The following is a 24,100-nucleotide window of genomic DNA, read 5'->3' as shown; positions in this document are numbered from 1 at the left end:
TGTAGGCGGCCCTGCCCCCACAGGGCACGCTGGCTTGATTCTCTACAGAAGGCCACTGCATGCGTAAACCGTTTCTGTTCGCCTACACACTGGTGGCGACGCTGGGCACCTGGAGTCTGGTCGACAAAAACCACGAATTCCTGATCTACGCGATCATCGCATTCGCGCTGGTAACGCTGATTCACCTGGGTGACAGAAAATTCGCTTTCGGCCAAGCACTGCTCTGGGGTTTCAACCTCTGGCTGCTTCTGCACATCTTCGGGGGACTGTGGCAGGTGGGCGATGGTGTCCTGTATTCGCTGGTGCTGATCGATATCGTCGGAGAGCCCTACTCGATTCTGAAATATGATCAATTGGTACACGTTTACTGCTACTTCATCATCGCGCTTCTGCTGTGGCGAGTGATCGCAGCAGCTGGCCTCGACGCGCCCCGCTGGCTGCTCACGGGTCTGACGGTCCTGGCGGCGAGCGGTGTCGGCGGCCTCAATGAAATTGTAGAGTTTGCTGCCACCGTGCTAGTACCCGACACCAATGTGGGGGGATACGAGAACACAGCGATCGACCTAGTGGCGAATCTTCTCGGCGCCTGTCTGGCAATCCCGTTTTTCAAAGAACAAGTAAAAGGTACCGGTCGAAATTAAATGAGAATGAGTCTCAGTTGTCACCGACCCCTTTATTCTCTATTCGTAATGACTCCAAAGTCGGAGAACTTTTACCACGCACTTCTCGTCAAGCACCTGGTAGACCAGACGATGCTGGATATTAATGCGGCGTGAATAAGCCCCGGCAAGATCGCCAATGAGCTTTTCAAGCGGTGGCGGTTTTCGGTAAGGGTCCTCTGCAATCAGTACCAGCAATTCCTGAGCTTTTGACTTCAGACCACTTGAAGCCAGTTTTTTCGCATCTTTTTGAGCCTGATTAGTGTAAAGCAACGTCCATGTCACCAGTCCAGCTCCTCATTGCATTCGTCTACAGGGGTATCCATCCCCTCACGAATAGACTCGCGCATACCTGGCACAGAGAGCAGGTAGAGCGTTTCCTGAATTGCAGACCAATCCTCCTCGGACACCAGAACAGCCTTGTTCCGTTTGCCCATAATGACAATTGGTTGGTGAGACTCGGCGGTTTCATCAATCAACCGATACAGGTTGCTGCGTGCCTCAGTTGCAGTGATTCCGGTCATGACGTATTTCTCGCGTGGCTATCTACTCACCAATAGTACGCGATAAAGTACGTACGTCAATACGAACGTACTGCACCTACAAAAGTAAAAAACACCCTTAACAAAGCGGGGTTACACAAAAGCCCAAGAAGCCAGTGAACATTAAATGGGAATGACTCTCAGTTGTCACCGACCCCTTTATTCTTTGGTAGACCCTCTTGTTAGTTACATACTGGAACATTAGCAATTACATGATTAGAAATGACTGCAACAGATATACCTACTGCTATACCTATCAATATTGCCCAGATACGTTCAGAGCGCTTTTGGGCCAATTCATCAAGTTTAAAATGCCCTTCAGCCGTAATATATAGGATCTCCTTATCAAATCCTGATCCGGATACAGATTGACCTAAATATGGTTTTCCAGGACCCAACGAAAGCATCATATATAAGAATATTGATAATTGATGTATACCTTGAGATGCGAAAGTTTTGCTGCTGTCTTTAGTATCGATATTTACATATCCAGCACAAAATAATATCGCTAATGGGTGGTAATCTCTGTGATCATTAGACTTTTTCTTAATAAGCTCACTTGCTTGTCCACAAGTAAGCTCCCCCTCGACAGATAAGGCTTTCAGTAATCTAAGTGGTTCGGAAATACTCATAGCAACTAACCCCGCCAGCAGAGGCACAAGCTTGCGAGCGTCCTGCTGACTGGCTTTGTAATGCCACTTTTTGGCAACATTAATTTACACATGGCACAAGTAAATCTCCAAATCCCCATACCAAAGTTCCTGCAATGACAATAGTTCCCTCTATGCGTAAAAGTCGATTTTTGACAGAAAACATGGGAATAAAGGGGTCGGTGACAACTGCAAATTATTCTCAACTGTCACCGACGCCTTTAATCCTTACGCTTTTACGTTAGCTTAATTATCCCTTAACCTCACATAAAGCTTCATGGCGGAACCAACTATATGAAAATTAGCGAATATTCCTAGAATATAAGCTATGCCGAGATAAATAGAACTTAGAAAAAATAGTATTGCTAAAAAATAAGGTTTAATAAAGAGCACGCCAAAAAGTATAGTGCGATAGAAGAAAGGAAATTTTGATTCTTGTTCTTACTGCCCTCCATAAAGCCAAAAAATATTCCAAATACAAAAAATATTCCAAATACAAAAAATATTGGAAATAATGCTGTGAAACCTTCAATAACAATATTTGGTTGTTCTAAATTACTTAGGACAAGGGCAAATGTTATACCTGATTGACCATAAGCAAGAGCTTTGAACATCGAATGTGACGTCACTGGATCTTTTTCTAAGATATCTCGTAGAAATGGAGAGATAAACCTTAAAACACTATAAAGCCTTTTTGTATTTTTAGTTGTGCTCATATTTTCCTTAAGCTAACAGCCTGTTAATGAGGCCTTCGGCCTCATAATAATTATTAAAAGGCGGCCACTGTAATATATTATGCTGACACCCGTAGTATTCCGTAAAACATTGATTTTAATAACAATCTATACACCATCAGATGTCCAGAATCTGTTATCAGGGCCGCGTTTGGTTTGCTGGACAAAAAAATCTGGCAGGCTGAATCCGCTGCCGACTCGAAATGTTTTTTTTGCAATATCGCCATTACCTTTCCTTTGGTTTTGGTTGTTTCCCGCATGAAGCAAGTCGACCGACCTATCTTCACTACTGCCACAAGTATTTCACCGCGCTCCTGTAGTCGCAACCGCTGTTAGTGGCCCCAGCCACCAACAAATTGATTAACCGCCCCATCCTGCCTATTATCCTCAGGCCTATCAGCCTTGGAGCAATCATGAGTTTTAATCACCCTCACGGTCCCTTTCCAACCACCCGCCTGCGTCGCAACCGCGCCGACGATTTCTCCCGCCGTCTGGTGCGGGAGTCGGTGCTGACTCCGAATGATCTGATTTACCCGGTGTTTGTGCTGGAAGGTGCCGGCCAACGCGAGGCGGTGGGCTCGATGCCCGGTATCGAGCGGCTGTCCATTGATCTGCTGGTGAAACAGGCGCGGGAAATTGCCGGTCTCGGTATTCCCGCTATTGCCCTGTTCCCGGTGACACGGCAGTCCGCCAAGAGTCTGCTGGCGGAGGAGGCCTACAACCCGGATGGCCTAGCCCAGCGGGCGGTGAAAGCCATCAAGGATGCGGTGCCGGAACTGGGGGTGATAACCGATGTGGCGCTGGACCCGTTCACCGTGCACGGCCAGGACGGCATTATTGATAACCAGAGTGGCTATGTGCTGAACGACATCACCGTTGAAACACTGGTGAAACAGGCGCTGTCCCACGCCGCCGCCGGTGCCGATGTGGTGGCACCCTCGGACATGATGGACGGTCGCATTGGTTCGGTGCGGGCAGCACTGGAACAGGCCGGGCATGTGAATACCCGCATCATGGCCTACTCCGCCAAATATGCCTCCAGTTACTACGGGCCGTTCCGGGACGCGGTAGGTTCAGCGGGCAACATCAAGGGGGGCGACAAGAAAACCTATCAGATGGACCCGGCCAATAGTGACGAGGCGCTGCACGAGTGCGCCCTCGATTTGCAGGAGGGCGCGGACATGATCATGGTAAAACCGGGCATGCCCTATCTGGACGTGGTGCGCCGAGTGAAGGAGGAATTGAAAGCCCCCACCTTTGTGTATCAGGTGAGTGGCGAATACGCCATGCACTGTGCGGCATTCCAGAACGGCTGGCTGAACCGCGGGCAGATTATTCTCGAATCCCTGCTGTGCTTCAAGCGCGCCGGCGCCGATGGCGTGCTGAGCTATTTTGCGATGGAAGCCGCCCGCCTGCTGAACGACTAATCGGCGCGATTAATCGGCAATGTCACGGGCAAAAATCGCCTTCAGATAGCTGGTTTCTGGAATGGCCGGATGCACCGGATGATCGGGACCCTGCTCGCCCTGAGCGAAAACCTGCAGCTGGCGATGCCGATGGGCCGCCGCGGTTTTCACCACATCCATCAGCGCCTCACGCGACAAATGCATGGAACAGGAGGCGGAAACCAGTGTGCCGCCCGGGGCCAATAGTCTGAGCGCCAACTGGTTGATCTGATGATAGGCCTTTTCACCCTGACGCTGATCCTTGCGCCGCTTGATAAAAGCCGGGGGATCCAGCACCACCAGGTCGTAGGTACGCCCCTGATCCAGCACGGATTTCATCAGATCATTGGCCTTGCCCTGCAGGGTGGTAAACTCGCCCCGATAATTATTGAGGGCAGCGTTTTCCTGTGCCAGAGCCAGGGCGTCGCCCGACACATCGATACAGGTAACCGAGCTGGCACCGGCGGCAGCGGCCTGCACGCCCCAACCACCCACGTAACTGTAGACATCCAGAACCGATTTGTCTTTTGCCAGATGCTGCAGGCGCTGGCGGTTTTCCCGGTGATCGTAGTACCAGCCGGTTTTTTGACCGGTGAGCAGCGGTGCCAGAAAGCGAACACCGTTTTCCTCCAGTTCCACCCGTTCGGGTATTTCCCCGGCCACGACTTCCACGTACTCCGACAAGCCTTCCATGGTGCGAAAGGAGCCCTGGTTGCGCAGCAGAATACCCTTCGCAGAAAACACGTCATCCAGCGCTGCAATCACCTCATCCCGGCGGCTGTCCATCGCCGCCGTGGTCAGCTGTACCGACAGATAATCGCCAAACCGATCGACCACCAGACCGGGCAGAAGGTCGGAATCACCAAAAATCGCCCGATAAAACGGTTTTTCGAAACACTGTTCGCGCAGTTTCATGGCTTGTTTCAGGCGCTGGGTAATCAGACTGCGGTCAAGCTGCCGATCCTGCTGGAGTGAATACAGTCGGGCACAGATCAGGGAAGACGGGTTGACCGAGGCCATACCGACAAAATGCCCTCTGGCATCTTCGACGACCACAGCCGCACCGGCCGACAGGCCTTTCAGCGGTGTCATATCCGTGTTCACCTCATTGCTGTATATCCACAGGTGGCCCGCGCGCAACCGACGGTCTGCACCGGTCTTGAGGCGCAAACTGGCTACCGGGCTTTGCTCAACAGGCGATTCAACTGACATGACTCACTCCAAAAAAGGTAAAGCTACAAACAAAAAGAGCTGCCACCTGGCAGCTCTGCTTGGCGGGGACTACGCCGCCTTGATCCCACTCACCGACCTTACTTGTCGCTGGCCAGATCCTGGTAACTGTCCGCATCGAGCAGATCTTCCAGCTCATCGGGGCCAGACATTTTGAGCCTGAAAAACCAGCCGTCGTCATAGGGAGAATCGTTGATCGTTTCCGGGGCATTCTCAAGGATCTCATTAATGGCAATCACCTCACCGGAAACCGGGGCATAGATATCCGAAGCCGCCTTGACCGACTCGACAACCCCGGCGTCATCACCCGCCACCAGCACAGCGCCAATTTCGGGCAGCTCCACATAAACCACGTCACCCAGACTGTCCTGTGCATGTTGGGTAATTCCCACTGTCACAGTGCCATCGCCTTCATCGCGCGCCCATTCATGGGTAGGCGCATATTTCAGGTCCCCGGGTGTCTCGCTCATGGTGGTCTCCTCGATATTGACGATCAAAAACTGTCGGCGATTCTAAACCCGATCGGGCGCAAACAGAAGTGCCGAATCAGCCGAACTCACTATGTCAGGCCCATGGCCTGCCAGATCAACTGCTTTTTCAATGGTCCGGCGCCGTTAAACAGGGTCATGCCGTCATTGCGCAGCAATCGCAACGGTAATGCGTCAGCTTCAAACAGGCGCTTGAAACCCTCCATGGCCGCCATCATTGCCAGGTTCTGTGGTTTGCGGCGGCGCTGGTAGCGCGCCAACGCCAATCGGTCACCGGGGGGCAACCCACGCTGCAATGCCCGCTGCACTTCCTCTGCCAGCACAGCCGCATCCTGTAAACCCAGATTGGCGCCCTGTCCCGCCAGGGGATGAATACTGTGGGCCGCATCTCCCAGCAAGACGACACCGGGAACCGTGTAATCGACCGCATGGCGCTGCCAAAGCGGAACGCAGTGACGACGATCAGCAGCCAACACTTCGCCCAGACAATGGTTTGCCGCCTGGCCAAGGGCCTGACAAAATGCCCGGTCATCAAGCGCCATCAGTGACTCCGCCACCGGCGTTTGTTGAGACCAGACAATGGAGCATTGTCGAGCCTCACCTCCGTCGTCCAATAGTGGCAAAAAGGCCAGCGGCCCGGTTGGCAGAAAACGCTGTCTTGCCGTATGGCCATGGCTCTTTTCTGTGGTCACTGTTGTCACAATCGCATGATGACCATAATCCCACTGCCGGAGCTTCAGACCACACAACCTGCGAATAACGGAGTTCGCACCATCGGCTGCGACCACCAACCCGGCACTGATAGACCGACCGTCCGACAGGGTCAGAACAGCCCTGTCAGAATCCTTGCCGGCAATGGCCAGGTTCTCGACCACCGCAGGGCACAACAACTCCACATTGGGCACACCCTCCAACCGTTCCAGCAGTGCTCGGACGATCAGTGCATTCTCCACAATATGGCCCAGGTTGGGCTGGCGCACATCGGCACAGTCAAACTCGATATGACCAGTGCCATCGGCTTCCCAGATTTCCATACGATGGTAGGCACAGACACGCTGCGCCGCGATCGATGACCAAATACCCATTTGATCGAACAATTGTCGGGATGATTCCGTCAGCGCCACGACCCGGGGATCAAAGCTGCTCGAAAGGTCGGGCATCGTAAAGGGACGCGCTTCCAGAACCCCGATGCGCAGTGCTTGTCCCCAGCTGGACCCGGCGATCAGCACAGCCAGACTGGCACCGACCATGCCGGCACCCACAACGACAATATCAAACGACTTTTCGGTCACCTGCTCTTTTTCAGCCAACGGTCATGCTCTCCGACATAGGCCCCAGCATGGGCGTTCCACGGGTTTCGAGCCCCATACCCAGCCGGGTAAATTGATGGCGCAGTAGCGGCACCGTATCCAGTGCCAGCAAACCGGTATTGCGCAACAATGCCATCGGGATGGAATGCAGACCGAATACCTGAGGCAGCAAATCGCTCAGTAGAATGGTTTGCTGCTGATCCAGTTGCTGTCGCTGCAGGTACTGTTGCAGCACACTTAAGTCGCCGGGTAGCTGGTGGTTTGCCACTGCTTCACCCAGTGTCTCTGCCAGTACGGCGACATCGCGCAGGGCGAGGTTGAACCCCTGCCCAGCCACCGGGTGCAACGAATGCGCAGCATTGCCCACCACAACCAGGTGACTGCGCACCTGTTCTTCACTGGTGATCAGGCTCAGAGGATACACCTGCCGGCTACCCACCCGGACAAATGGCCCAAGCCGATAACCGAAACGCTGCTGCAACCGGGCAAGAAACTCCGCCTCGTCAACCGCCAACAGTTCAGTGGCCTGCTCTGGCGGCATGGTCCAGACCATGGCACAGCGATGCGCTCCCGCCAATGGCTGAAGTGGCAACATGGCCATGGGGCCAAGATCGGTAAAGCGCTCATAGGCAATGCCGCCATGATCCAGCTGCAAACCGATATTGGCGACCACAGCACTCTGCCCGTAATCCTTGCGCCGCGAGCCAATCGCCAGCAGTTCGCGGGTAGGGGATTGTGCACCATCGGCCACTGCTAGTAATCCGGCATTAACAACCTCTACCACATTGGCATCTCTGGAAACCTGCAGACGCACACTGCAGGTCGATGGGCTGATGGCCGTAACCTGAGCCGGAGATGTCACCACAACGCCGGGTGCCTGCTGCAGGGCACTCATCAACACTGCACCCAGCTGGCGATTTTCCACCACATAGCCCAGGGCGGGCAGGTGCTGCTCGGCAGCCGTGAGCCGGGTCATACCGAAATGACCCCGATCAGAGACGTGCACCTGCCTGATCTCAGTAATACCGGGCTGCAACGCTTGCCAAAGCCCCAATAACTCAAAGATTTCCCGGCTGCTGTGGGATAGCGCCGTAGAGCGCTCATCGAAACCCGGCGGCAGGATGTCGGCGCCCGGCAGAGGAAAGGATTCAATGACCCGGATGCGCCAGTTCACCTTCAGGTGAGACAATAGCAATGCCAGACTCGCACCCACCATGCCACCACCAACAATGGCGATGTCCACCGCAGATTCAGGGGCGGCGCTACCCGTCATTTGCCGGCCATGAGGGTTTCAATATCGGAGACTGTCTTGGGTGCATCGGCGCTCAGTACAACCGGACCCGAACTGCCCAACAGGATGTCATCTTCAATGCGTATGCCAATGCCCCGCCAGCGTTCGTCGACCCGGGGGTTATCTTTGGAAATATAAATACCGGGCTCCACGGTCAGCACCATACCGGGCTCAAGCAACCGCCATTCATCATGTACTTTGTAATCGCCCACATCGTGGACATCCATGCCCAGCCAGTGACCGGCGCGGTGCATGTAGAAGTCACGGTAGGCCCCGGTTTCCACCAGCTCATTCAGCTCGCCGTCGAGAATCCCCAGCTCGACCAGCCCATCGGTGATAATTTTTACCGTGGTCTGATGCGGTTCATTCCAGTGACTGCCCACCTTACATGCCTCAATGGCTTCAAGTTGGGCCTGCAATACCACATCATAAATCGCTTTCTGTTCAGCCGAGAAACGGCCATTCACCGGGAATGTGCGGGTAATGTCAGAGGCATAGTGCTCCAGCTCACAACCGGCATCGATCAATACGAGATCACCTCCAGTCAGCTTGGCACTGTTTTCAACGTAGTGAAGGATGCATCCATTGGCACCCCCGCCGACAATGGTGTTGTAGGCCGGGAAACGGGCCCCGGCCATGGCGAATTCATGTTCAATCTCGGCCTGCAACTGATACTCGTGCATGCCTGGACGGCAGACCTGCATGGCCCTGCAGTGTGCTCTGGCAGAAATACTTGCCGCCGCCCGCATGATTTTCTGTTCACCGGCACTCTTGAACAACCGCAGCTCATGCAGCAGATGATCGAGATCGACAAACTCCCCCGGCGGACTGGCACCGGCCCTCGAACGGGAACGGATACTGTTGACCCACTCCATAAGGTGGCGATCGAAAGCGGGATCCTTGCCCATCGCGTAATAGACCTTGTCACGGCCCTCCAGCAGACCCGGCAGAATGTCATCAATATCGTCAATCGGGAAAGCATCGTCGGCACCGTACTCACTGCACGCGCCCTCCGGTCCCGCCCGGTAGCCGTCCCATATCTCACGCTCGACATTGCGCTCCCGGCAGAACAGCAGAAACTGGCCCTGTTCTCGACCGGGAATCATCACCAGTACCGCCTCGGGCTCCGGAAAGCCACTCAAATAATAAAAATCACTGTCCTGGCGGAATGGGTAATGTGCATCCCGGTTGCGGATGCGCTCGGCAGCACCCGTGATAATGGCAATACTGTTATCCGCCATCAGCTCCATCAGGGTTCGGCGGCGGCGGGCAAATTCCTGCTTGTTGATCATAAAATTACAGGGTCTCCAGACGGGGTTCTGGCGGTAGAATGTTAGTGTAGTGTGCGGGATAACGGATCATCGACCTTGTTCAATTCAGCATACACCAATAATACGGCCACCCTGACGTATTCGACCAGCTCAGTATAACTGACTTCATCTTCCTCACTTTCTTCGTTCAGAGTCCCGATCTGGGAAATAGCCGCCAGATCACCCAATGCGTCGGCGATATCACCGGTAAGCGCATCCTCCCCGGAAAGCCCCGCGCTACCGAGGCCAAACAAAAAGCCCTGGCACCACTCGCCCAATGACAGCAGGCGCTGATTCAGCTCGACCTCATCGCCGGGTAGCAAGGGTTGAAACTCGTAGGTACCACTGCTGATTGAGCCGAGCGAAAAACGGTGCAGCTCCGGCAATACATCACCGAGGTCCTCCACCCGTTCTGTTTCCACATCAAGCAACTGGCGGACCATGGTCATTAATTGCTCTCCACCGTCATGGTGGCCACCGCTGATACGGCCACACAAGAGACCATGCAACTCGGCCGGACTGCCCGGCAAATTGGCGCGCAAAAACGCATCGGCAATGTCATTAAACTCCATATCCGTCTGCTCTTTCGGCAAGAAAATGAACCGGAATCCTATCACCGTTCCAGAAGCCAATCATCCCGTCACAGAGCAGAAATAAAAATTCCTGCTTGCATAATAAGCTAGGTAACACTTCTCGAAGCGCTGTAAGGATTATTGACCGGCGTGTTAGGGCACAATATAGTTGTGTGCAACGTACATCCACGGTCGTGTCCATGTCAGAAAATCTACAAACCCTTGAACAGAAAATTGATCGACTGATCAATATCTGTGCGCGCCTGCAGAAAGAGAACACTTCACTGCGCGAGCGTGAATCCACCCTTTTAAAGGAGCGCAGCAAACTTCTGGAAAAGAATGAGCTGGCTCGCAACCGGGTTGAGCACATGATTGTCAGACTCAAAAACCTCAATAACGAAGGCTGAACCGGATGAACCAGCAGACTGTCAACATCCGCATTCTCGACAAGGAATACCAGGTCAGTTGTCCACCGGAAGAACGCGACGCCTTGCTGCTCTCAGCCCGCGCACTGGATGAGCGCATGCGTTCCATCCGCAGCAGTGGCGGCGTTATCGGGCTGGAGCGCATCGCCGTGATGGCGGCATTGAACCTCACCTATGACCTGTCAAAGCTGGAAGCTCAAACGGCCAGTCACAGCCTTTCCGATGAGGCTTTTCAGCGCCTGGACCGCAAACTCTCCTCGGCACTGGAGAGTTTTGAACCTTCCACCTCCTCCTTTTAATCACCCCCTGAGCTATAATGGTTAAACGCCCTGGGGTGCTTGCCAGTCGACAAGTCCTTGAGCCGATAATCTGTAACCTGGAGGGTAACAGTCTATACGGTGTGCAAGTCCGCGTGACGGAAAGCCTAAAGTATTGCGTTACCCACCACCTTGAACTGTACGGTTCAAGGCCACGTTGACAGCGGCACCTCCGGGGACCTTTCCAGATCACAGCCAAAAGACTGAGCAGCGATGGACAACAAAGCCATTCGTCAACGGATGCGTCAACAACGCCAGTCACTGTCAGCACGACAGCAATCTGAAGCCAGCAACGGTGTTGCACGGCAATTGTGCCAGCTGCCAGCCTTCCTGTTTGGCAAAAACATCGCTTTTTACCTGGCCAATGATGGCGAGATAGATCCGCTTATTGCCATGGGAATCGCCCAGGCAGCTGGAAAGGCCTGCTATTTACCCGTGTTGCACCCACTGAAACAGAATCGCCTGCACTTTGTTCGCTACCGTACGGGGCAACTGCTGACAAGCAATCGCTTTGGCATCGCAGAGCCCACCCTGCGTCGTAATCGGATCGTTCCGCTGCTTGCCATAGATGTGGTTCTGTTACCCATGGTCGCCTTTGACCGTCAGGGCAACCGGCTGGGCATGGGGGGCGGCTTCTACGACCGCACCCTGAGTCAGGCTTTCGGGCTGACCAAATTCATCGGATTAGCCCACAGCTGCCAGGAAACTGATAGTATTGCCTCGCAACCCTGGGATATTCCATTGCAAGCCATCGTCACCGAACGGAATATTATTCAGGTTCGTTAACCCAGTCAGGTCGAGAAGCCTTCTCCATATGCGTAAAACCAAGATTATTTGTACCATAGGGCCCGCTACCGAGTCCTACGACATGCTCGAACAGTTGGCCAATGCCGGCATGAACGTGGTGCGACTTAACATGTCCCACGGCGATCATGAATCCCACGCCAGGGTTATCAAGGCTGTCCGGACGCTCAACAGAAAACGCCACCACCCGATTGCTGTCCTGATGGATACTCAGGGACCCGAAATTCGTACCGGCGATATCCACAACGAACTCGACCTGAAACAGGGCGATGAAATCTCAGTCGTTGCACGGGGCGAGGATGATGTGGAGGCAAGCTCCATTCGCATCAACTATGAAAACCTGATCGACGATGTACAGATCGGTGACAAAATTACCGTGGATAATGGCCTGATCAATCTCGAGGTTCTCAGCAAAGAGGACCGGGTGATGCGCTGCCGCGTCGTCGATGGCGGTGTGCTGAAGAGCAAGCGCCACGTCAATTTGCCAGGCATCAGAGTCAATCTTCCGGCCATTACCGAAAAGGACAAACGCGATATTGAATTCGCGGTCGAACAGGAAGTGGACTTTATTGCACTCTCTTTTGTTCGCGATGCTGCAGACATTCACCAGCTCCATCAACTGCTCGGGGATAAGGCTGAAAAGATCAAGGTCATCTCAAAGATCGAGGATCAGGAGGGAGTCAAGAATGTCCGTGAGATCATCAAGGTCTCGGACGGCCTGATGGTGGCGCGGGGTGATCTCGGTGTCGAAATCGCCATTGAAAAATTGCCCCGGGTACAGCGGCGCATTATCCGCCTCTGCGCCCAGGAGGGTAAACGGGTCATCGTTGCCACCCACATGCTGGAATCAATGATTGAAAACCCCATGCCCACCCGCGCCGAAGTCACGGATGTGGCCAATGCCGTCTATGAGGAAGCCGACGCGATTATGTTGTCCGGCGAAACCACTATCGGCAAATACCCGGTTAAATGTGTGGAGATCCTCGATCGCATCGCCCGCTCCATCGAACTCAGCCGGGGCCTTCGCTTTACCGATCACCTGATTCTCAAAAATGACAAGGAAGAGATTGCCGCCGCCGCCGTCAAGCTGGCAGAGTCGATCAAGGCCAAGGCTATCATTGTGCCTACCCGCCGGGGGCGTATGGCGGGCTACGTCACCAACTGTCATCCCCAGGCACCGATCATCTGTGCCTTTACCAATGACAGCCGCACCCGCCGTCAGTTGGTGCTGAACCGCAACGTCCTGAGTTTTCGTATCAGCTTCAGTGAAGACCCGGAAAAAACCCTCGCCACGGCGGCCAACATCCTTATTGAGCGGGCCGAATTTACCCCGGAAGATCGACTGGTGGTTATTTCCGATGCCCTCGCAGGCTCCGGCATTGATGCCATTCAGATTCGCAAACTGGGTGATTTGCTGAAAGTACCTATCGAATAGACGATGCTTCGGATCGCTCAAATACTGGCAACAGTCACCATAGCCTGCCTTCTAACCGGAGTAGCGCGGAGTGATGCAGAAAAGCCGACCAATGTGATTTTCTTTATCGGCGATGGCATGGATGAACACCAGATCACCATGGCACGCAATTACCTGCACGGCCCACAGGGCACCCTGGCGATGGAACAATTGCCGGTGCGCAGTTCTGCTCGGGTGCAGACGCTTCTGGAGCACCAGCAAGACCAGTTCAGCTTCATCGCCGATAGTGCCAATTCCCCATCGACCCTGGCGACTGGCCAACTCACCAGTGCCGGGCGCATTGCTACCAGCGCCGGAACGGATCTCGACCAGCCCACGATACTCCAGGCCGCTCGCGAATCTGGATTCCTTACCGGACTGGTCACCACAGCCAGTCTTACCGATGCCACGCCAGCCGCTTTTGCCGCTCATACAGCACACCGCAATTGTCAGGGTCCGGAGGATATGGATCGGTCCATCAGCTATGCTCCGCCCTCCCAGCAGTGCCCCATCGACGCGAAACAACAGGGTGGTCCCGGTTCAATCGCCGAGCAACTCATTGACGCCCGCACTGATGTGCTACTCGGCGGTGGAAAACGACATTTTGCCCAGAAAAATCAGGCGGGAACCACTCTACTGGATCAGGCAAGGCATGAGGGATATCAGTATATCGACAGCATCAACCAGCTGGATAAACTGGATGATTCCGCCGAGTTCCGCCTACTGGGTCTGTTTGCACCGGGACATCTGCCTGTGGAGTGGGTCGGCGACGGCAACCGCAAAGCCGAGGCCATCCAACTGGCCTCCGGCGAACCCGCGTTCAGCGAGCCTTTTGACTGCCTGAAAAACCCCCGACATACCGGGACACCGACACTATCCCAATTGACCCAGAAGGCACTTGCCCGGTTATCGAGAGACCCTTCGCGGGGATTCTTTCTGATGGTTGAGGGCGCGTCCATTGACAAACAGGCCCATCAGCGCAATCCCTGTGGCCAGATTGGCGAATTGAACGCGCTGGACAGCGCTGTCACGATCGGACAGGAATTTGCCCAACAGCATCCCGGGACCCTGGTCATCGTCACAGCGGATCATGGCCAGGCTGAGCAGATTGTTCCTCTACCCAACGACTATATGGCCATGACAAAGTCACTGGGAAGACCCCAGTATCCACCCGGCTATTACGCTGTACTGAAAACCCGGCAGAGTGATTTGATGGCTGTCAGCTATACCACCAATGCACCACCCCATGGGGAATGGGAGCAGCACACCGGGGTCCATGTTCCTGTATTTTTGAAGGGCGTTGACGGGCGGGAAATTCCTGCACTCATGAGCCAACGGGATATTTACCAGCTAATGCGGGAGCATTTGCAGTTGCCCTGAACGGGCCTTCCCGTGAGCAGTGCTAGCCCAGCAGGATGCCGATACCCAGCAGTACCGGGGTCGACAGCACCAGCAACACATTTTTGCCCAAAGCGGGCACCATGGCGGGAATCTCACCACCACTACCCAGCAGGTCACGGATAACAACCCACCCTAGCGGCACGGTGGTCAACGCCAGTAATGCTGGCCACGGCAACAGGCCCAGTGCCACGCCGATCACTACAGAACCGTACGCACCGAGCAGTAACACCTGATAAATGCGAATACTGGCCATCACACCCAGCAATATCGGGAAATGGCGCCGGCCGACCGCCCGGTCTGCATCAATATCCGGGAGCTGATTCAGCAACAACAGGCCATTCACCAGAAAAAAAACCAGCCAGCCAACCAATTGCCCCGCAACAAGAAACTGGCCTGCCAAAACATAGACCGTCCCGTTAACCATCAACAGACCGAAACCCACTCCGGGCGATACCAGACACGCCATCGGTAGCCGGTTAATCAGGCGGGTATAGGCGACGATAATCAAGCCGCCCATCAGGCCCAGTGAGAGAATTTGCGGCCCCACCCGCCATGAAAGGTAGGCACCAATCAGCACCATGAGGATAAAGGCACTGATAAAAAGCCACCACGCGGTGCCCAGCAGGGCAGGCCTGTCGGGCAGGGTTCCGCTGCCACCGCTGAACGGCGTTCGCCGGGTGATATTATCGAGGCCACTTTGAAAATCCTGGTATTCGTTGAGTGCGTTGACCGCCACATGGGCCGCCAGCGCACCCACAAGAATCAACAACAGCAAATCCAGTGATAAACTACCCGTAAACCGGAAACTGACGACAGCAGCAGGGAACAACACCACGGGGGTGAGCAGCAGAAAGGGGCCTCGGGCAATCGCCAGCAAGCCCTGCAATCGCCGGAAAATCAACATGCCACACTCTCTCCCTATTTTTCTCTCAACCCTAGCTGAGAAAAAACTGGTAAGCGGGATTTTGGGTCTCTTCCACCCAAGTGTAGCCCAGTTGGTCCAGGAACTGACTCACCAGTTTCTGTTCATCCAATGGTACCTGAAGACCCGCCAGAACCCGGCCGTAGGCCGCGCCGTGGTTGCGATAGTGGAACATTGAAATATTCCACTGCCCACCCAGTTGATTGAGGAAATTCATCAGTGCACCGGGCCGCTCGGGAAACTCAAAGCGGTACACCACCTCTTCGGTCGCCTCCGGCGCGCGGCCACCTACCATATGACGAATATGCAGCTTGGCCATTTCATTTTCGGTCATATCCACCAGCGGATATCCCTTGTCCGTCAGAGCCGCCACCAGCTGCTGACGATCCTCGTCACCGGAGACCTGTACACCGACAAAAATATGGGCCTCGGCGGGATTGCCCATACGATAATTGAATTCGGTTATGTTGCGCTTGCTGAGAGAGGCACAAAAGGCCTTGAAGCTGCCGGGTTGTTCCGGAATCGTCACTGCCAGAATCGCCTCGCGTTTTTCACCGATCTCCGTGCGCTCGGAGATATACCGAAGCCGATCGAAATTGATATTGGCACCGCAATCCACCGCCAGCAGCGTCTGCCCTTTTACGCCGGTACGCTCGACATATTTTTTCAACCCCGCCAGACCCAGTGCCCCAGCGGGCTCACAAATGGATCGGGTATCCTCGAAGGTATCCTTGATCGCTGAACAGATCTCGTCCACCGAGACTGTAATCACTTCATCTATGGTATTCCGCAGGACACGAAACGTTTCCTTGCCAACCTGGGTAACGGCCGCGCCATCGGCAAAGATGCCCACATGCTTCAGCCGCACCCGGCGACCCGCTTTCATGGCGGCATCCAGGCAAGCCGCATCCTCCGGCTCTACAGCAATCACTTTGACCTCAGGCCGCACATATTTGATATATGCCGCCATCCCCGCAGCCAAACCGCCACCCCCAACCGCAATGAAAACGGCATCAAGCGGGCCGGACACCTGGCGCAAAATCTCCATCGCAATGGTGCCCTGTCCGGCAATCACATCGGGATCATCAAATGGGTGGATATAGGTCATGCCCTTTTCGGTTACCAGCTTGAGCGCATAATCCGAGGCTTCATCGTAGGTGTCACCCTGCAGAACGACCTTTGCCCCGCGCGCCCGCACCGCATTGACCTTAATCTGCGGCGTGGTGGTCGGCATGACGATAATTGCCTTGGCGCCCAGTTTTTTGGCGGCCATGGCAAGGCCCTGGGCATGATTTCCCGCCGATGCGGCGACCACACCTTTCGCAAGTTGCTCCTCCGTGAGGCAGAGCATCTTGTTATAGGCTCCGCGCAATTTGAAGGAAAATACCGGTTGCAGGTCTTCCCGTTTCAGCAGCACCCGGTTACCGAGACGCCGGGAGAGTTGTGCGGCTTCGTCTACAGGAGTTTCCACCACCAGATCATAGATACGGGCATTGAGGATACGTTTTACGTAGTTTTCTGGCATTTTTCTGCGCATAGTCCAAGTTTGTTATCAACGGGCAATAGTAAATTTTCCCCTACGACAACACCAGCACTGCGGGGGGATTATCTGACTTTTCATCCGGTGATCCGTATAATCAAACGCATCTGAAATCAGGCAAGCAGAACCATGACCGCACCATCGACCAGCCAGAATGCCATGAAACAGGCCGTTGCCGCCGCCGCCGTGGAATTCACCCTGCAACGCATCGACGACAAAAGCACTATCGGCATTGGCACCGGCTCAACGGCCAATGCCTATATCGATCTGTTGGCAGAACATAAGGCCAGGATTACGGGCACGGTTGCCAGCTCCGAGGCCTCAGCCCAGCGGCTGCGGGGCCATGGCATTCCCGTCTACGACCTGAACAGTGTCGATGAGATCACACTCTATGTGGACGGTGCCGACGAGGTGAATCCCCACCTGGAGCTGATCAAGGGTGGCGGGGCTGCCCTTACCCGCGAAAAAATTGTTGCAGCAGTGGCCCGTGAATTTCTCTGTATTGCCGACCAGTCCAAGTGGGTTGAACATCTGGGTACCTTTCCACTACCGGTGGAAGTGATCCCCATGGCACGCAGTCATGTGGCCCGGGAGCTGGTCAAGCTGGGTGGTGATCCGGTCTACCGGCAGGGTGTAGTGACAGATAATGGCAACGTGATTCTCGACGTACATCACCTGTTCCCCATTAGCCCGGTACGAAAACTGGAAGAGCAGATCAACAATATCACCGGGGTGGTCTGCAATGGCCTGTTTGCCCTGCGCCCGGCAGATGCCCTGATGCTGGGCTCATCGACTGGTGTCAAGACCATCTACCCGGGCTGACTGCTGTCACCGGCGCTACATCACCTGCAGGGGCGGTTCTGCCATTGCGGCGAACTGCTCACGCAATTCAAGAATGTGTTCACTCCAGTAGCGCACCGTGTTGAACCAGGGAAATCCCATGGGGAAGGCAGGATCAGTCCAGCGGCTCGCCAGCCAGGCGACGTGGTGAATAATTCGCAATGAGCGGAAAGCTTCGATCAACTGTAATTCTCGTGGGTGAAAATCGAAGAACTGATTGTAGCCATCAATGATTTCCGATAATTGGGCCGTCTGGCGATCCCGGTTTCCGGACAACAGCATCCAGATATCCTGAATGGCCGGGGCCATCCGTGCATCGTCGAGGTCGACAAAATGTGCATTGTCATCACGCCACAGGATGTTACCGGCATGGCAATCCCCATGAACCCGGATATAGTTGATGGAGCCGGCATTGGCAATCGCTTGATCCACCACCTGAAGCAGATCCCTGACCAGTGAGTCGTACGCTTCCTTTAGCTCGGAGGGAATGAACCGTTCGCTGACCAGTGCCGCAGCCTCGTGGCCAAAAATCCTGCTGGTCAAAGTTGGCCGATACACGAAGGGGCGCACGGCCCCCACGGCATGGATACGCCCCAGCAATTTACCGAGCAAATAGAGATTATCGAGATTATCCAGCTCTGGACCATACCCCCCCTTTCTTGGATACAGCGCAAAACGGTAGTCTTTGTATTCGAACAGGCTGCGTCCCTGCTCATCACGAATGGGAGCAACCACAGGCAGCTCATGGTCTTCAAGTTCAAAACAGAATTGATGCTCCTCAAGGATCTGCTGGTCGCTCCAGCGACCGGGGCGGTAAAACTTGCCAATTAACGGCTGGCGATCCTCAATACCAATCTGATAGACCCGGTTTTCATAGCTGTTGAGGGGGAATTGCCGCCCATCGCATTGATAACCAATGCTCTCCACCGCATCCATGACGATCTCGGGGCCGAGCCGGTAAAACGGCTGCTCCTCTGGATTGGCAGCACAGCTTATATCCTGCGGCCCATCGCCGTTCATAAAGAGGCAACATTGTTGTCGGTGAGTAGCTGTCTGTTGGCTCGAACAACGTTTGCATAAAGGAATAACCCCGCCCCCCAAAGCGCAACACCCAACCATGGCAACAAATACAGGTATTGTTCACTTGCCAGCGCTTCTGACACGATCGTCGCACCCACAATGGCCAGCAGTGGCACCGCCAGAATCAGTGCTGAGCACCGCCCACTACTGTCCAGTTTTGCCAGCAACCCCATCAGATAGGCTGCGACAAAAAAACCGGCAGCTCCCAGTAGACCGAATGCTCCTAAATAACCGGTTTTATCCGGCACAACCTGCAACAAAACAACAGCCACCAACACCAGCACCCCCGCTACACCAACGGGCAGCAAAAACCCCCAGCGTGCCGCCAGAACTGCGCCCAGCAAAGCACCGCAGACCCTGGCCAACAAAAGTAGCATAATCGCCGAGGCGCCCAGTCCCATCGCCGACTGCGCTGTTTCAAACTGCAGTTGGTGCGACGACCAGAACAGGCCACACCCCAGAAAGATCAACAACCCGGCCATCGCCACCTGAAGCAACTGTGTGTCGGCCCGACTGTTGCGACTACTGAGCAAGCTCAGGCGTTTGGTACCGCTGGTCGGCAACAGGCGGCTCAACAATACCGTCAGCAATGCCAGTCCGGACAGCACCAGCAATATCTGCTGTGAGTCGACGGGCGGCGCAAACGACGGCACCAGAAAAGTGAGCCCTGTAGCCAGCAGGGCCTGGACGGCAAGTGCCCACCCAAAGCTGCTGACCGGTTTCACGGTATCGCCCAGACAACTGACCACCACACTCAGGCCCAGACCGGCGAATAATCCGGCAAGACCATGACACATCATCGGCAACAGGGAGCCGGATGCCAGTGCGGCCCCCAACAACGCCAGCGCAGAGCCGAAGCCACCGATCAACACCAAACGCCGCCAGTCGCCCAAACGGATGAAAAAGACTGCCAAGCCTGACGCCAGCAGGACGCCAGCCGAAAAAAATCCCGGTAAAGCCCAGCGATGCAATGATGCAGCTGCCGCCATATCCTGCTGAAAATAGGGCAAGGCCTGCCAGTATAAGGACAGGCACGCCCCCACCAGTATGGCCGTGAAGCGCACACTGAAACGGTTTACATCCGCGCGTTTCTTTTCAAACAGAATTGAAGACATGTCCGGTATCCGCTCCCCACGCTGAAAGGGGGTACTTTGCTGCCTGCCGAAATAAATGTCCAGACGGATTTACCGTCATGGAACACCCAGCTGGCCTTGTTGCAGTGACATCAATCTGTCACGTCACATTCATTTTTCTGACACAGATACTTGCTAGCCTCAGCAACGAATATGAAGAGAAATGAAAAGGAAAATGCCATGAACAAGGCTCAGCAAACAAAACAGAACGAACTGTCCATCAACAGGTTAATGCACGAACAGGCAACCAACTTCTTTATCGAGGTGACCGGATCTGGTGAACGCATTTACCACTGGATTGATACCCGGGTGGATATGTTGTCCAGCACTAAACTTTGGGACATTTTGCGTCTCGCTGAAATCCCCGGCTGTGATCTGGAGGGGGCTTTTATTGATGCAATTACCGATGAACTGATTCGCCGCAGCGATTATTTTGATGGCCGCCCAGTGCTGCCAAGGCACTGATTGGGCGGCCACTGGACACCGTGAACGACCATCGACTTACACGGCAACGCTATTCACCGGTTTTACCCACGAACGCAAATCGGTTCACCGTTGCACCATCCCGCTCGATGGTCTCATCGAACATAGCCAGCGGCCTAACCCACAGTTCGCCCTCGCCATAAAGTGGTCGATAAACCACATGCCAGTCACCGGTTTCACTGTGACGGGCCAGACCTGTCACGTCATACAAGTTACCCTTGAAATGCCGGTAACGCCCCAGCGGAATCAATGTCCCGTCACTCCAGAGAACCTGGAACCCGAGAACTTTGACCTAGAGGGCTTTGAACTAGAGGATCTCGAGGATTTTTTCTGCGGCACTGACATCCACCTTGCCCTCGGGCTCTATTGCCAGGTGAGTCACCACACCGTCCTCTGCCACCAGGGCAAACCGCTGACTGCGCAGGCCCATGCCATAGCCACTGGCATCCATCTCGAGACCCAGCTTTTTGGTGAACTCACCGTTGCCATCGGCCAGCATCAGTAGCGCGTCGGCATTCTGGTCCTTGCTCCAGGCACCCATCACAAAGGCATCATTGACCGCCATACAGACAATGGTATCGACCCCTTTCGCCTTGATCTGATCTGCATTGACCACATAGCCCGGCAGGTGGCTGAGAGAACAACCGGGGGTGAAAGCACCCGGCACGGCAAAAAGTACCACCTTTTTACCCGTGAAAATACCGCCAGTGGTGATATCTTCCGGCCCCTTTTCACCCGGGGTTTTGAGGGTCAAAGCGGGGATAGTGTCGCCAACAGAAATCGTCATAACTGCACCTTTTATCCATAACAAAAAATTTGATCCGGCACACAATACCGAAAAAGAGAAAGGATTCGGCATGCAATGCCGGTCGCCACGTATCAGCGTGCCATCACTTCGGTGGACACGGCAATCAAGTCACCCAACTCTACCAGCAATTGGTCACCGGGAACCAGGGGACCCACACCGGCAGGCGTGCCAGTCAGTACGATGTCGCCGGGCATCAGCGTAAAAAAACCGGAGATATAGGCGATCAGCTGCGCAACCGGTGTCAACATCATGGCGGTGTTGCTTTGCTGTCGGACCTCACCATTCACCGTCAATCGTATTGGCAAGTCCTGCAAATCAGTGACCCGGGCACGATCCACAAAAGCGGAGGCGGGACAGGCACCGTCAAAGGCCTTGGCCTTATCCCAGGGAAGCCCTTTCTGTTTGAGTTGCGATTGCAGCTCGCGCAGGGTGAGATCCAGCGCCACACCCACCCCGGTAATCGCGGTCTCTGCTTCCCGCTCACTGCACCGACTCAGTTGCTCGCCAATCAGCACTGCCATTTCTACTTCATGGTGACAGGCACCCAGAGTGGTCGGTATCGCAATCGGCTGTTCCAGAGAGGCCAGTGCCGTCGAAGGCTTCATAAACAGTACCGGTTCGGCGCCGGGCTGGCTGTTCATCTCGCTGATATGATCCCGATAGTTAAGCCCCACGCACACCACCTTGCCGGCGGGAATCTGCGCAGAAAGCCCGTCGGCAAAGTGAATACAGTGGTCAAAGTGATGCATGATCAAGCCCTTTTCTGTCGCTGAGTGCCAGCCAACCCCTGACGATTCGATAAATATACCAGACGTACAGCAGGCCGAGGATCAGGACGCCAACCAGCACCAGGGTCAACAACCAGCCGACCACCAGACCCGCCAGCAGCCACCAGAAGGTTCTGATCTGCCAGTTGAAATGCGATTCGAGATACGTGCCATGGACCTCATCTCGCTTGAGATAATTGATAATGACACCTGCCACAGCGGTCAACCCAATCACCAGGCTGATGATTTGCAGGATATAGACCATTTGCGTCAGATCCCTCAACTGCCCGCTCACTTGAGGCTCGGCCTTCACTGTTCCGGCTGTCCCGGTAGGCTGCGCCGCATGGCCCAGCCGTGATGGCACCTTTTCATCCGACATCAGTGGGATCTCTGGTCAGGCTGCATCAAATACCTTGCCCGGATTCATGATGCCATTGGGGTCGAACACCTGCTTGACCTGTCGCATCAACTGCACTTCTGTGGCGGAGCGCGAGTATTCAAGGTAATCCTTTTTCAGCAAACCGACACCGTGCTCGGCAGAGATACTACCGTTGAATTGCCCCACCAGTGCTGCGATCTGCTTGCTGGCCACACTGCATTGCTCGGCGAACTGCTCTACGGGCAGGTCGTCCGGTTTCAGAATGTTCAGGTGCAGGTTGCCATCGCCGATATGGCCGTACCAGACCAGTTCGAAGCCGGGATATTCCCTGGCTGCCAGTGACTCCACCTCGGCAAGAAACTCCGGCATGCGAGACACATTCACACTGATATCATTTTTATAGGGCTTCCAACGGGATAAGGTTTCCGACATGTCCTCGCGCAACTTCCAGAGATTTTCCGCCTGCGAGAGGCTCTGGCTGATGACCCCGTCGAGCACCCAACCCTCCATGACACAGGTTTCAAAAAGCGACATCGCCTGATCCAGCTGTGTCTCGGACAGCACCTCGAATTCTACCAGCGCATAAAACGGCGCTTCAGATTCAAAGGGTGCGGGCACCTCGCTGTGGGTCAATACTTTTTCCATACCGTTGTGGGTAAAGAATTCGAAGGCCGTTAACGCCATGCCATCGTTGTAGGTTTTCAGGACATCGATAATGCTGGGGAAATCCACCACGCCCAGCACCAGTACACTCAATTCCCTTGGCGGCCGGGTGAGACCGATGGTGGCCTCAGTGATGATACCCAGAGTACCTTCGGAACCAATAAACAGGTGCCGGAAATCCAGGCCCGTGTTGTTTTTCACCAGGCCATGATTCAGTTCGAGGACATCGCCATTGCCACTGACCACCTTCAGGCCAAGTACCCAGTTGCGGGTCATGCCGTAGCGAATGACTTTGATACCCCCCGCATTGGTCGCAATATTGCCGCCAATCTGGCTGGAACCGGTCGAGGCGAAATCAACCGGATAGAATAATCCCTGTTGCTCGGCAAACGCCTGCAACTGCTGGGTAATCATTCCCGCCTGCACCGTCACACTGCGATCAATGGCATTGAATGCCACGACATCGTTCATCCGATCCAGTGCCAGAACAATCTCACCGTTTAATGCCACAGCCCCGCCGCTGAGGCCTGTGCGACCGCCAGAGGGAACCACCGCGATGCGCTCGGCATTGGCCAACCGGATAATGGCCTGCACCTCCTCAGTGCTCCCCGGCAAGACCACGACGCCGGGTGATGGCGACCAGATCGTCGTACGGTCGACACCGTACTGCTGAAATGAAGATTCATCCGTCAGCACACGCTGCTGACCGACGATCTCACGTAATTTTTCAATGACCGGGGAGGCAACAGTCATCTGGCGGATCTCCTCAAAAAGGGGCAGTTATGGAAGGGCGTGCATGGTATCATAGCCGCCTTTTTTTCAGATAGCAGTACGGCCACCCAACCGAGGAGTGT

General features: G+C 54.7%; 28 protein-coding genes and 1 other RNA gene. 10 read left to right on the top strand and 19 right to left on the bottom strand.

Annotated features, from left to right (window positions below; genetic code table 11):
* The first annotated feature begins 59 nt into the window (after positions 1 to 59).
* On the top strand, positions 60 to 641 hold the full coding sequence (locus ACTF5G_RS04920; protein WP_438951705.1) for a DUF2238 domain-containing protein: 582 nt from the start codon (positions 60 to 62) through the stop codon (positions 639 to 641).
* A gap of 39 nt (positions 642 to 680) precedes the next feature.
* Here ACTF5G_RS04920 and ACTF5G_RS04915 read toward each other — a convergent pair whose 3' ends face one another.
* The 4 genes from ACTF5G_RS04915 to ACTF5G_RS04900 form a co-directional block, all read right to left on the bottom strand.
* The gene (locus tag ACTF5G_RS04915) at positions 681 to 944 is read right to left on the bottom strand and encodes a Txe/YoeB family addiction module toxin (protein ID WP_438951704.1); all 264 of its coding nucleotides are present in this window, start codon (positions 942 to 944) and stop codon (positions 681 to 683) included.
* A complete protein-coding gene (locus ACTF5G_RS04910) occupies positions 941 to 1,183 on the bottom strand; it encodes a type II toxin-antitoxin system Phd/YefM family antitoxin (protein WP_434985316.1) in 243 nt (80 codons plus the stop codon). Before ACTF5G_RS04910 ends, ACTF5G_RS04915 begins: the two co-directional genes overlap by 4 nt.
* A 200-nt stretch (positions 1,184 to 1,383) precedes the next feature.
* Complete coding sequence (locus tag ACTF5G_RS04905) at positions 1,384 to 1,833, bottom strand: hypothetical protein (protein ID WP_438951703.1); 450 nt, start codon at positions 1,831 to 1,833, stop codon at positions 1,384 to 1,386.
* Between the two features lie 383 nt (positions 1,834 to 2,216).
* Positions 2,217 to 2,567, bottom strand: a complete 351-nt coding sequence (locus tag ACTF5G_RS04900) for a hypothetical protein (RefSeq protein ID WP_438951702.1) — start codon at positions 2,565 to 2,567, stop codon at positions 2,217 to 2,219.
* 431 nt (positions 2,568 to 2,998) lie between these two features.
* Between ACTF5G_RS04900 and hemB the strand changes: the two genes are divergently transcribed.
* Positions 2,999 to 4,012, top strand: coding sequence for a porphobilinogen synthase (gene hemB, locus ACTF5G_RS04895; protein ID WP_438951701.1), 1,014 nt, complete (start codon positions 2,999 to 3,001; stop codon positions 4,010 to 4,012).
* 9 nt (positions 4,013 to 4,021) lie between these two features.
* Here the strand turns inward: hemB and ACTF5G_RS04890 are convergent, their stop codons facing one another.
* The 6 genes from ACTF5G_RS04890 to ACTF5G_RS04865 form a co-directional block, all read right to left on the bottom strand.
* On the bottom strand, positions 4,022 to 5,242 hold the full coding sequence (locus ACTF5G_RS04890) for a class I SAM-dependent rRNA methyltransferase (protein ID WP_438951700.1): 1,221 nt from the start codon (positions 5,240 to 5,242) through the stop codon (positions 4,022 to 4,024).
* A gap of 98 nt (positions 5,243 to 5,340) precedes the next feature.
* The gene (gcvH, locus tag ACTF5G_RS04885; RefSeq protein WP_438951699.1) at positions 5,341 to 5,730 is read right to left on the bottom strand and encodes a glycine cleavage system protein GcvH; all 390 of its coding nucleotides are present in this window, start codon (positions 5,728 to 5,730) and stop codon (positions 5,341 to 5,343) included.
* Between the two features lie 89 nt (positions 5,731 to 5,819).
* Positions 5,820 to 7,058: a UbiH/UbiF/VisC/COQ6 family ubiquinone biosynthesis hydroxylase gene (locus ACTF5G_RS04880; RefSeq protein WP_438951698.1), complete on the bottom strand. Its 1,239-nt coding sequence runs from the start codon at positions 7,056 to 7,058 to the stop codon at positions 5,820 to 5,822.
* Positions 7,051 to 8,331, bottom strand: a complete 1,281-nt coding sequence (gene ubiH, locus ACTF5G_RS04875; RefSeq protein WP_438951697.1) for a 2-octaprenyl-6-methoxyphenyl hydroxylase — start codon at positions 8,329 to 8,331, stop codon at positions 7,051 to 7,053. The genes ACTF5G_RS04880 and ubiH overlap by 8 nt, the downstream gene beginning before the upstream one ends.
* On the bottom strand, positions 8,328 to 9,641 hold the full coding sequence (pepP, locus tag ACTF5G_RS04870) for a Xaa-Pro aminopeptidase (RefSeq protein ID WP_438951696.1): 1,314 nt from the start codon (positions 9,639 to 9,641) through the stop codon (positions 8,328 to 8,330). The genes ubiH and pepP overlap by 4 nt, the downstream gene beginning before the upstream one ends.
* 41 nt (positions 9,642 to 9,682) lie before the next feature.
* Positions 9,683 to 10,252, bottom strand: coding sequence for a UPF0149 family protein (locus tag ACTF5G_RS04865; RefSeq protein ID WP_438951695.1), 570 nt, complete (start codon positions 10,250 to 10,252; stop codon positions 9,683 to 9,685).
* Between the two features lie 179 nt (positions 10,253 to 10,431).
* On the opposite strand from ACTF5G_RS04865, the gene ACTF5G_RS04860 reads away from it, so the two are divergent.
* The 6 genes from ACTF5G_RS04860 to ACTF5G_RS04835 all read left to right on the top strand — a co-directional run bounded on the left by ACTF5G_RS04860 (position 10,432) and on the right by ACTF5G_RS04835 (position 14,610).
* Positions 10,432 to 10,638: a TIGR02449 family protein gene (locus ACTF5G_RS04860; protein WP_438951694.1), complete on the top strand. Its 207-nt coding sequence runs from the start codon at positions 10,432 to 10,434 to the stop codon at positions 10,636 to 10,638.
* 5 nt (positions 10,639 to 10,643) lie between these two features.
* Positions 10,644 to 10,955, top strand: a complete 312-nt coding sequence (locus tag ACTF5G_RS04855) for a cell division protein ZapA (protein ID WP_438951693.1) — start codon at positions 10,644 to 10,646, stop codon at positions 10,953 to 10,955.
* Between the two features lie 24 nt (positions 10,956 to 10,979).
* A non-coding RNA gene (gene ssrS / locus ACTF5G_RS04850) (6S RNA) lies at positions 10,980 to 11,156 on the top strand.
* A 30-nt stretch (positions 11,157 to 11,186) separates the two neighbouring features.
* Entirely contained in the window at positions 11,187 to 11,759 is a 573-nt protein-coding gene (locus ACTF5G_RS04845; protein ID WP_438951692.1) for a 5-formyltetrahydrofolate cyclo-ligase, read from the top strand.
* Positions 11,760 to 11,787: 28 nt separating this feature from the next.
* Positions 11,788 to 13,212: a pyruvate kinase gene (gene pyk, locus ACTF5G_RS04840; protein ID WP_438951691.1), complete on the top strand. Its 1,425-nt coding sequence runs from the start codon at positions 11,788 to 11,790 to the stop codon at positions 13,210 to 13,212.
* 3 nt (positions 13,213 to 13,215) lie between these two features.
* Positions 13,216 to 14,610 carry an alkaline phosphatase gene (locus tag ACTF5G_RS04835; RefSeq protein ID WP_438951690.1) on the top strand — a complete coding sequence of 465 codons (1,395 nt, stop codon included), beginning with the start codon at positions 13,216 to 13,218 and terminating at the stop codon, positions 14,608 to 14,610.
* A gap of 22 nt (positions 14,611 to 14,632) precedes the next feature.
* Here the strand turns inward: ACTF5G_RS04835 and ACTF5G_RS04830 are convergent, their stop codons facing one another.
* Together ACTF5G_RS04830 and ilvA are read right to left on the bottom strand one after the other, a co-directional pair.
* Complete coding sequence (locus ACTF5G_RS04830; protein WP_438951689.1) at positions 14,633 to 15,535, bottom strand: prenyltransferase; 903 nt, start codon at positions 15,533 to 15,535, stop codon at positions 14,633 to 14,635.
* Positions 15,536 to 15,566: 31 nt separating this feature from the next.
* Positions 15,567 to 17,078 (bottom strand): threonine ammonia-lyase, biosynthetic, encoded by a 1,512-nt coding sequence (gene ilvA / locus ACTF5G_RS04825; protein WP_438951688.1) that lies wholly within the window; start codon positions 17,076 to 17,078, stop codon positions 15,567 to 15,569.
* Between the two features lie 144 nt (positions 17,079 to 17,222).
* On the opposite strand from ilvA, the gene rpiA reads away from it, so the two are divergent.
* A complete protein-coding gene (gene rpiA / locus ACTF5G_RS04820) occupies positions 17,223 to 17,915 on the top strand; it encodes a ribose-5-phosphate isomerase RpiA (RefSeq protein WP_438951687.1) in 693 nt (230 codons plus the stop codon).
* Between the two features lie 15 nt (positions 17,916 to 17,930).
* Here the strand turns inward: rpiA and ACTF5G_RS04815 are convergent, their stop codons facing one another.
* Both ACTF5G_RS04815 and ACTF5G_RS04810 read right to left on the bottom strand, forming a co-directional pair.
* The gene (locus ACTF5G_RS04815; RefSeq protein WP_438951686.1) at positions 17,931 to 18,953 is read right to left on the bottom strand and encodes a serine/threonine protein kinase; all 1,023 of its coding nucleotides are present in this window, start codon (positions 18,951 to 18,953) and stop codon (positions 17,931 to 17,933) included.
* Positions 18,950 to 20,128 carry a hypothetical protein gene (locus ACTF5G_RS04810; RefSeq protein WP_438951685.1) on the bottom strand — a complete coding sequence of 393 codons (1,179 nt, stop codon included), beginning with the start codon at positions 20,126 to 20,128 and terminating at the stop codon, positions 18,950 to 18,952. Before ACTF5G_RS04810 ends, ACTF5G_RS04815 begins: the two co-directional genes overlap by 4 nt.
* Positions 20,129 to 20,299: 171 nt before the next feature.
* On the opposite strand from ACTF5G_RS04810, the gene ACTF5G_RS04805 reads away from it, so the two are divergent.
* A complete protein-coding gene (locus ACTF5G_RS04805) occupies positions 20,300 to 20,611 on the top strand; it encodes a hypothetical protein (RefSeq protein ID WP_438951684.1) in 312 nt (103 codons plus the stop codon).
* A gap of 49 nt (positions 20,612 to 20,660) precedes the next feature.
* Here ACTF5G_RS04805 and ACTF5G_RS04800 read toward each other — a convergent pair whose 3' ends face one another.
* From ACTF5G_RS04800 to ACTF5G_RS04780, 5 genes are all read right to left on the bottom strand, one after another.
* Entirely contained in the window at positions 20,661 to 20,879 is a 219-nt protein-coding gene (locus ACTF5G_RS04800; protein WP_438951683.1) for a DUF1653 domain-containing protein, read from the bottom strand.
* A gap of 57 nt (positions 20,880 to 20,936) precedes the next feature.
* Positions 20,937 to 21,416, bottom strand: coding sequence for a peroxiredoxin (locus tag ACTF5G_RS04795; RefSeq protein WP_438951682.1), 480 nt, complete (start codon positions 21,414 to 21,416; stop codon positions 20,937 to 20,939).
* Between the two features lie 92 nt (positions 21,417 to 21,508).
* On the bottom strand, positions 21,509 to 22,186 hold the full coding sequence (locus ACTF5G_RS04790) for a fumarylacetoacetate hydrolase family protein (RefSeq protein ID WP_438951681.1): 678 nt from the start codon (positions 22,184 to 22,186) through the stop codon (positions 21,509 to 21,511).
* Entirely contained in the window at positions 22,173 to 22,583 is a 411-nt protein-coding gene (locus tag ACTF5G_RS04785; RefSeq protein ID WP_438951680.1) for a DUF4870 family protein, read from the bottom strand. Before ACTF5G_RS04785 ends, ACTF5G_RS04790 begins: the two co-directional genes overlap by 14 nt.
* A 15-nt stretch (positions 22,584 to 22,598) precedes the next feature.
* On the bottom strand, positions 22,599 to 23,999 hold the full coding sequence (locus ACTF5G_RS04780; protein WP_438951679.1) for an FAD-binding oxidoreductase: 1,401 nt from the start codon (positions 23,997 to 23,999) through the stop codon (positions 22,599 to 22,601).
* Between the last annotated feature and the right edge of the window lie 101 nt (positions 24,000 to 24,100).

This window comes from Porticoccus sp. (assembly GCF_965660005.1).
In the GTDB taxonomy this organism is placed as follows: Bacteria; Pseudomonadota; Gammaproteobacteria; order Pseudomonadales; family Porticoccaceae; genus Porticoccus.
This window is presented reverse-complemented; position numbering and strand designations above follow the sequence as displayed.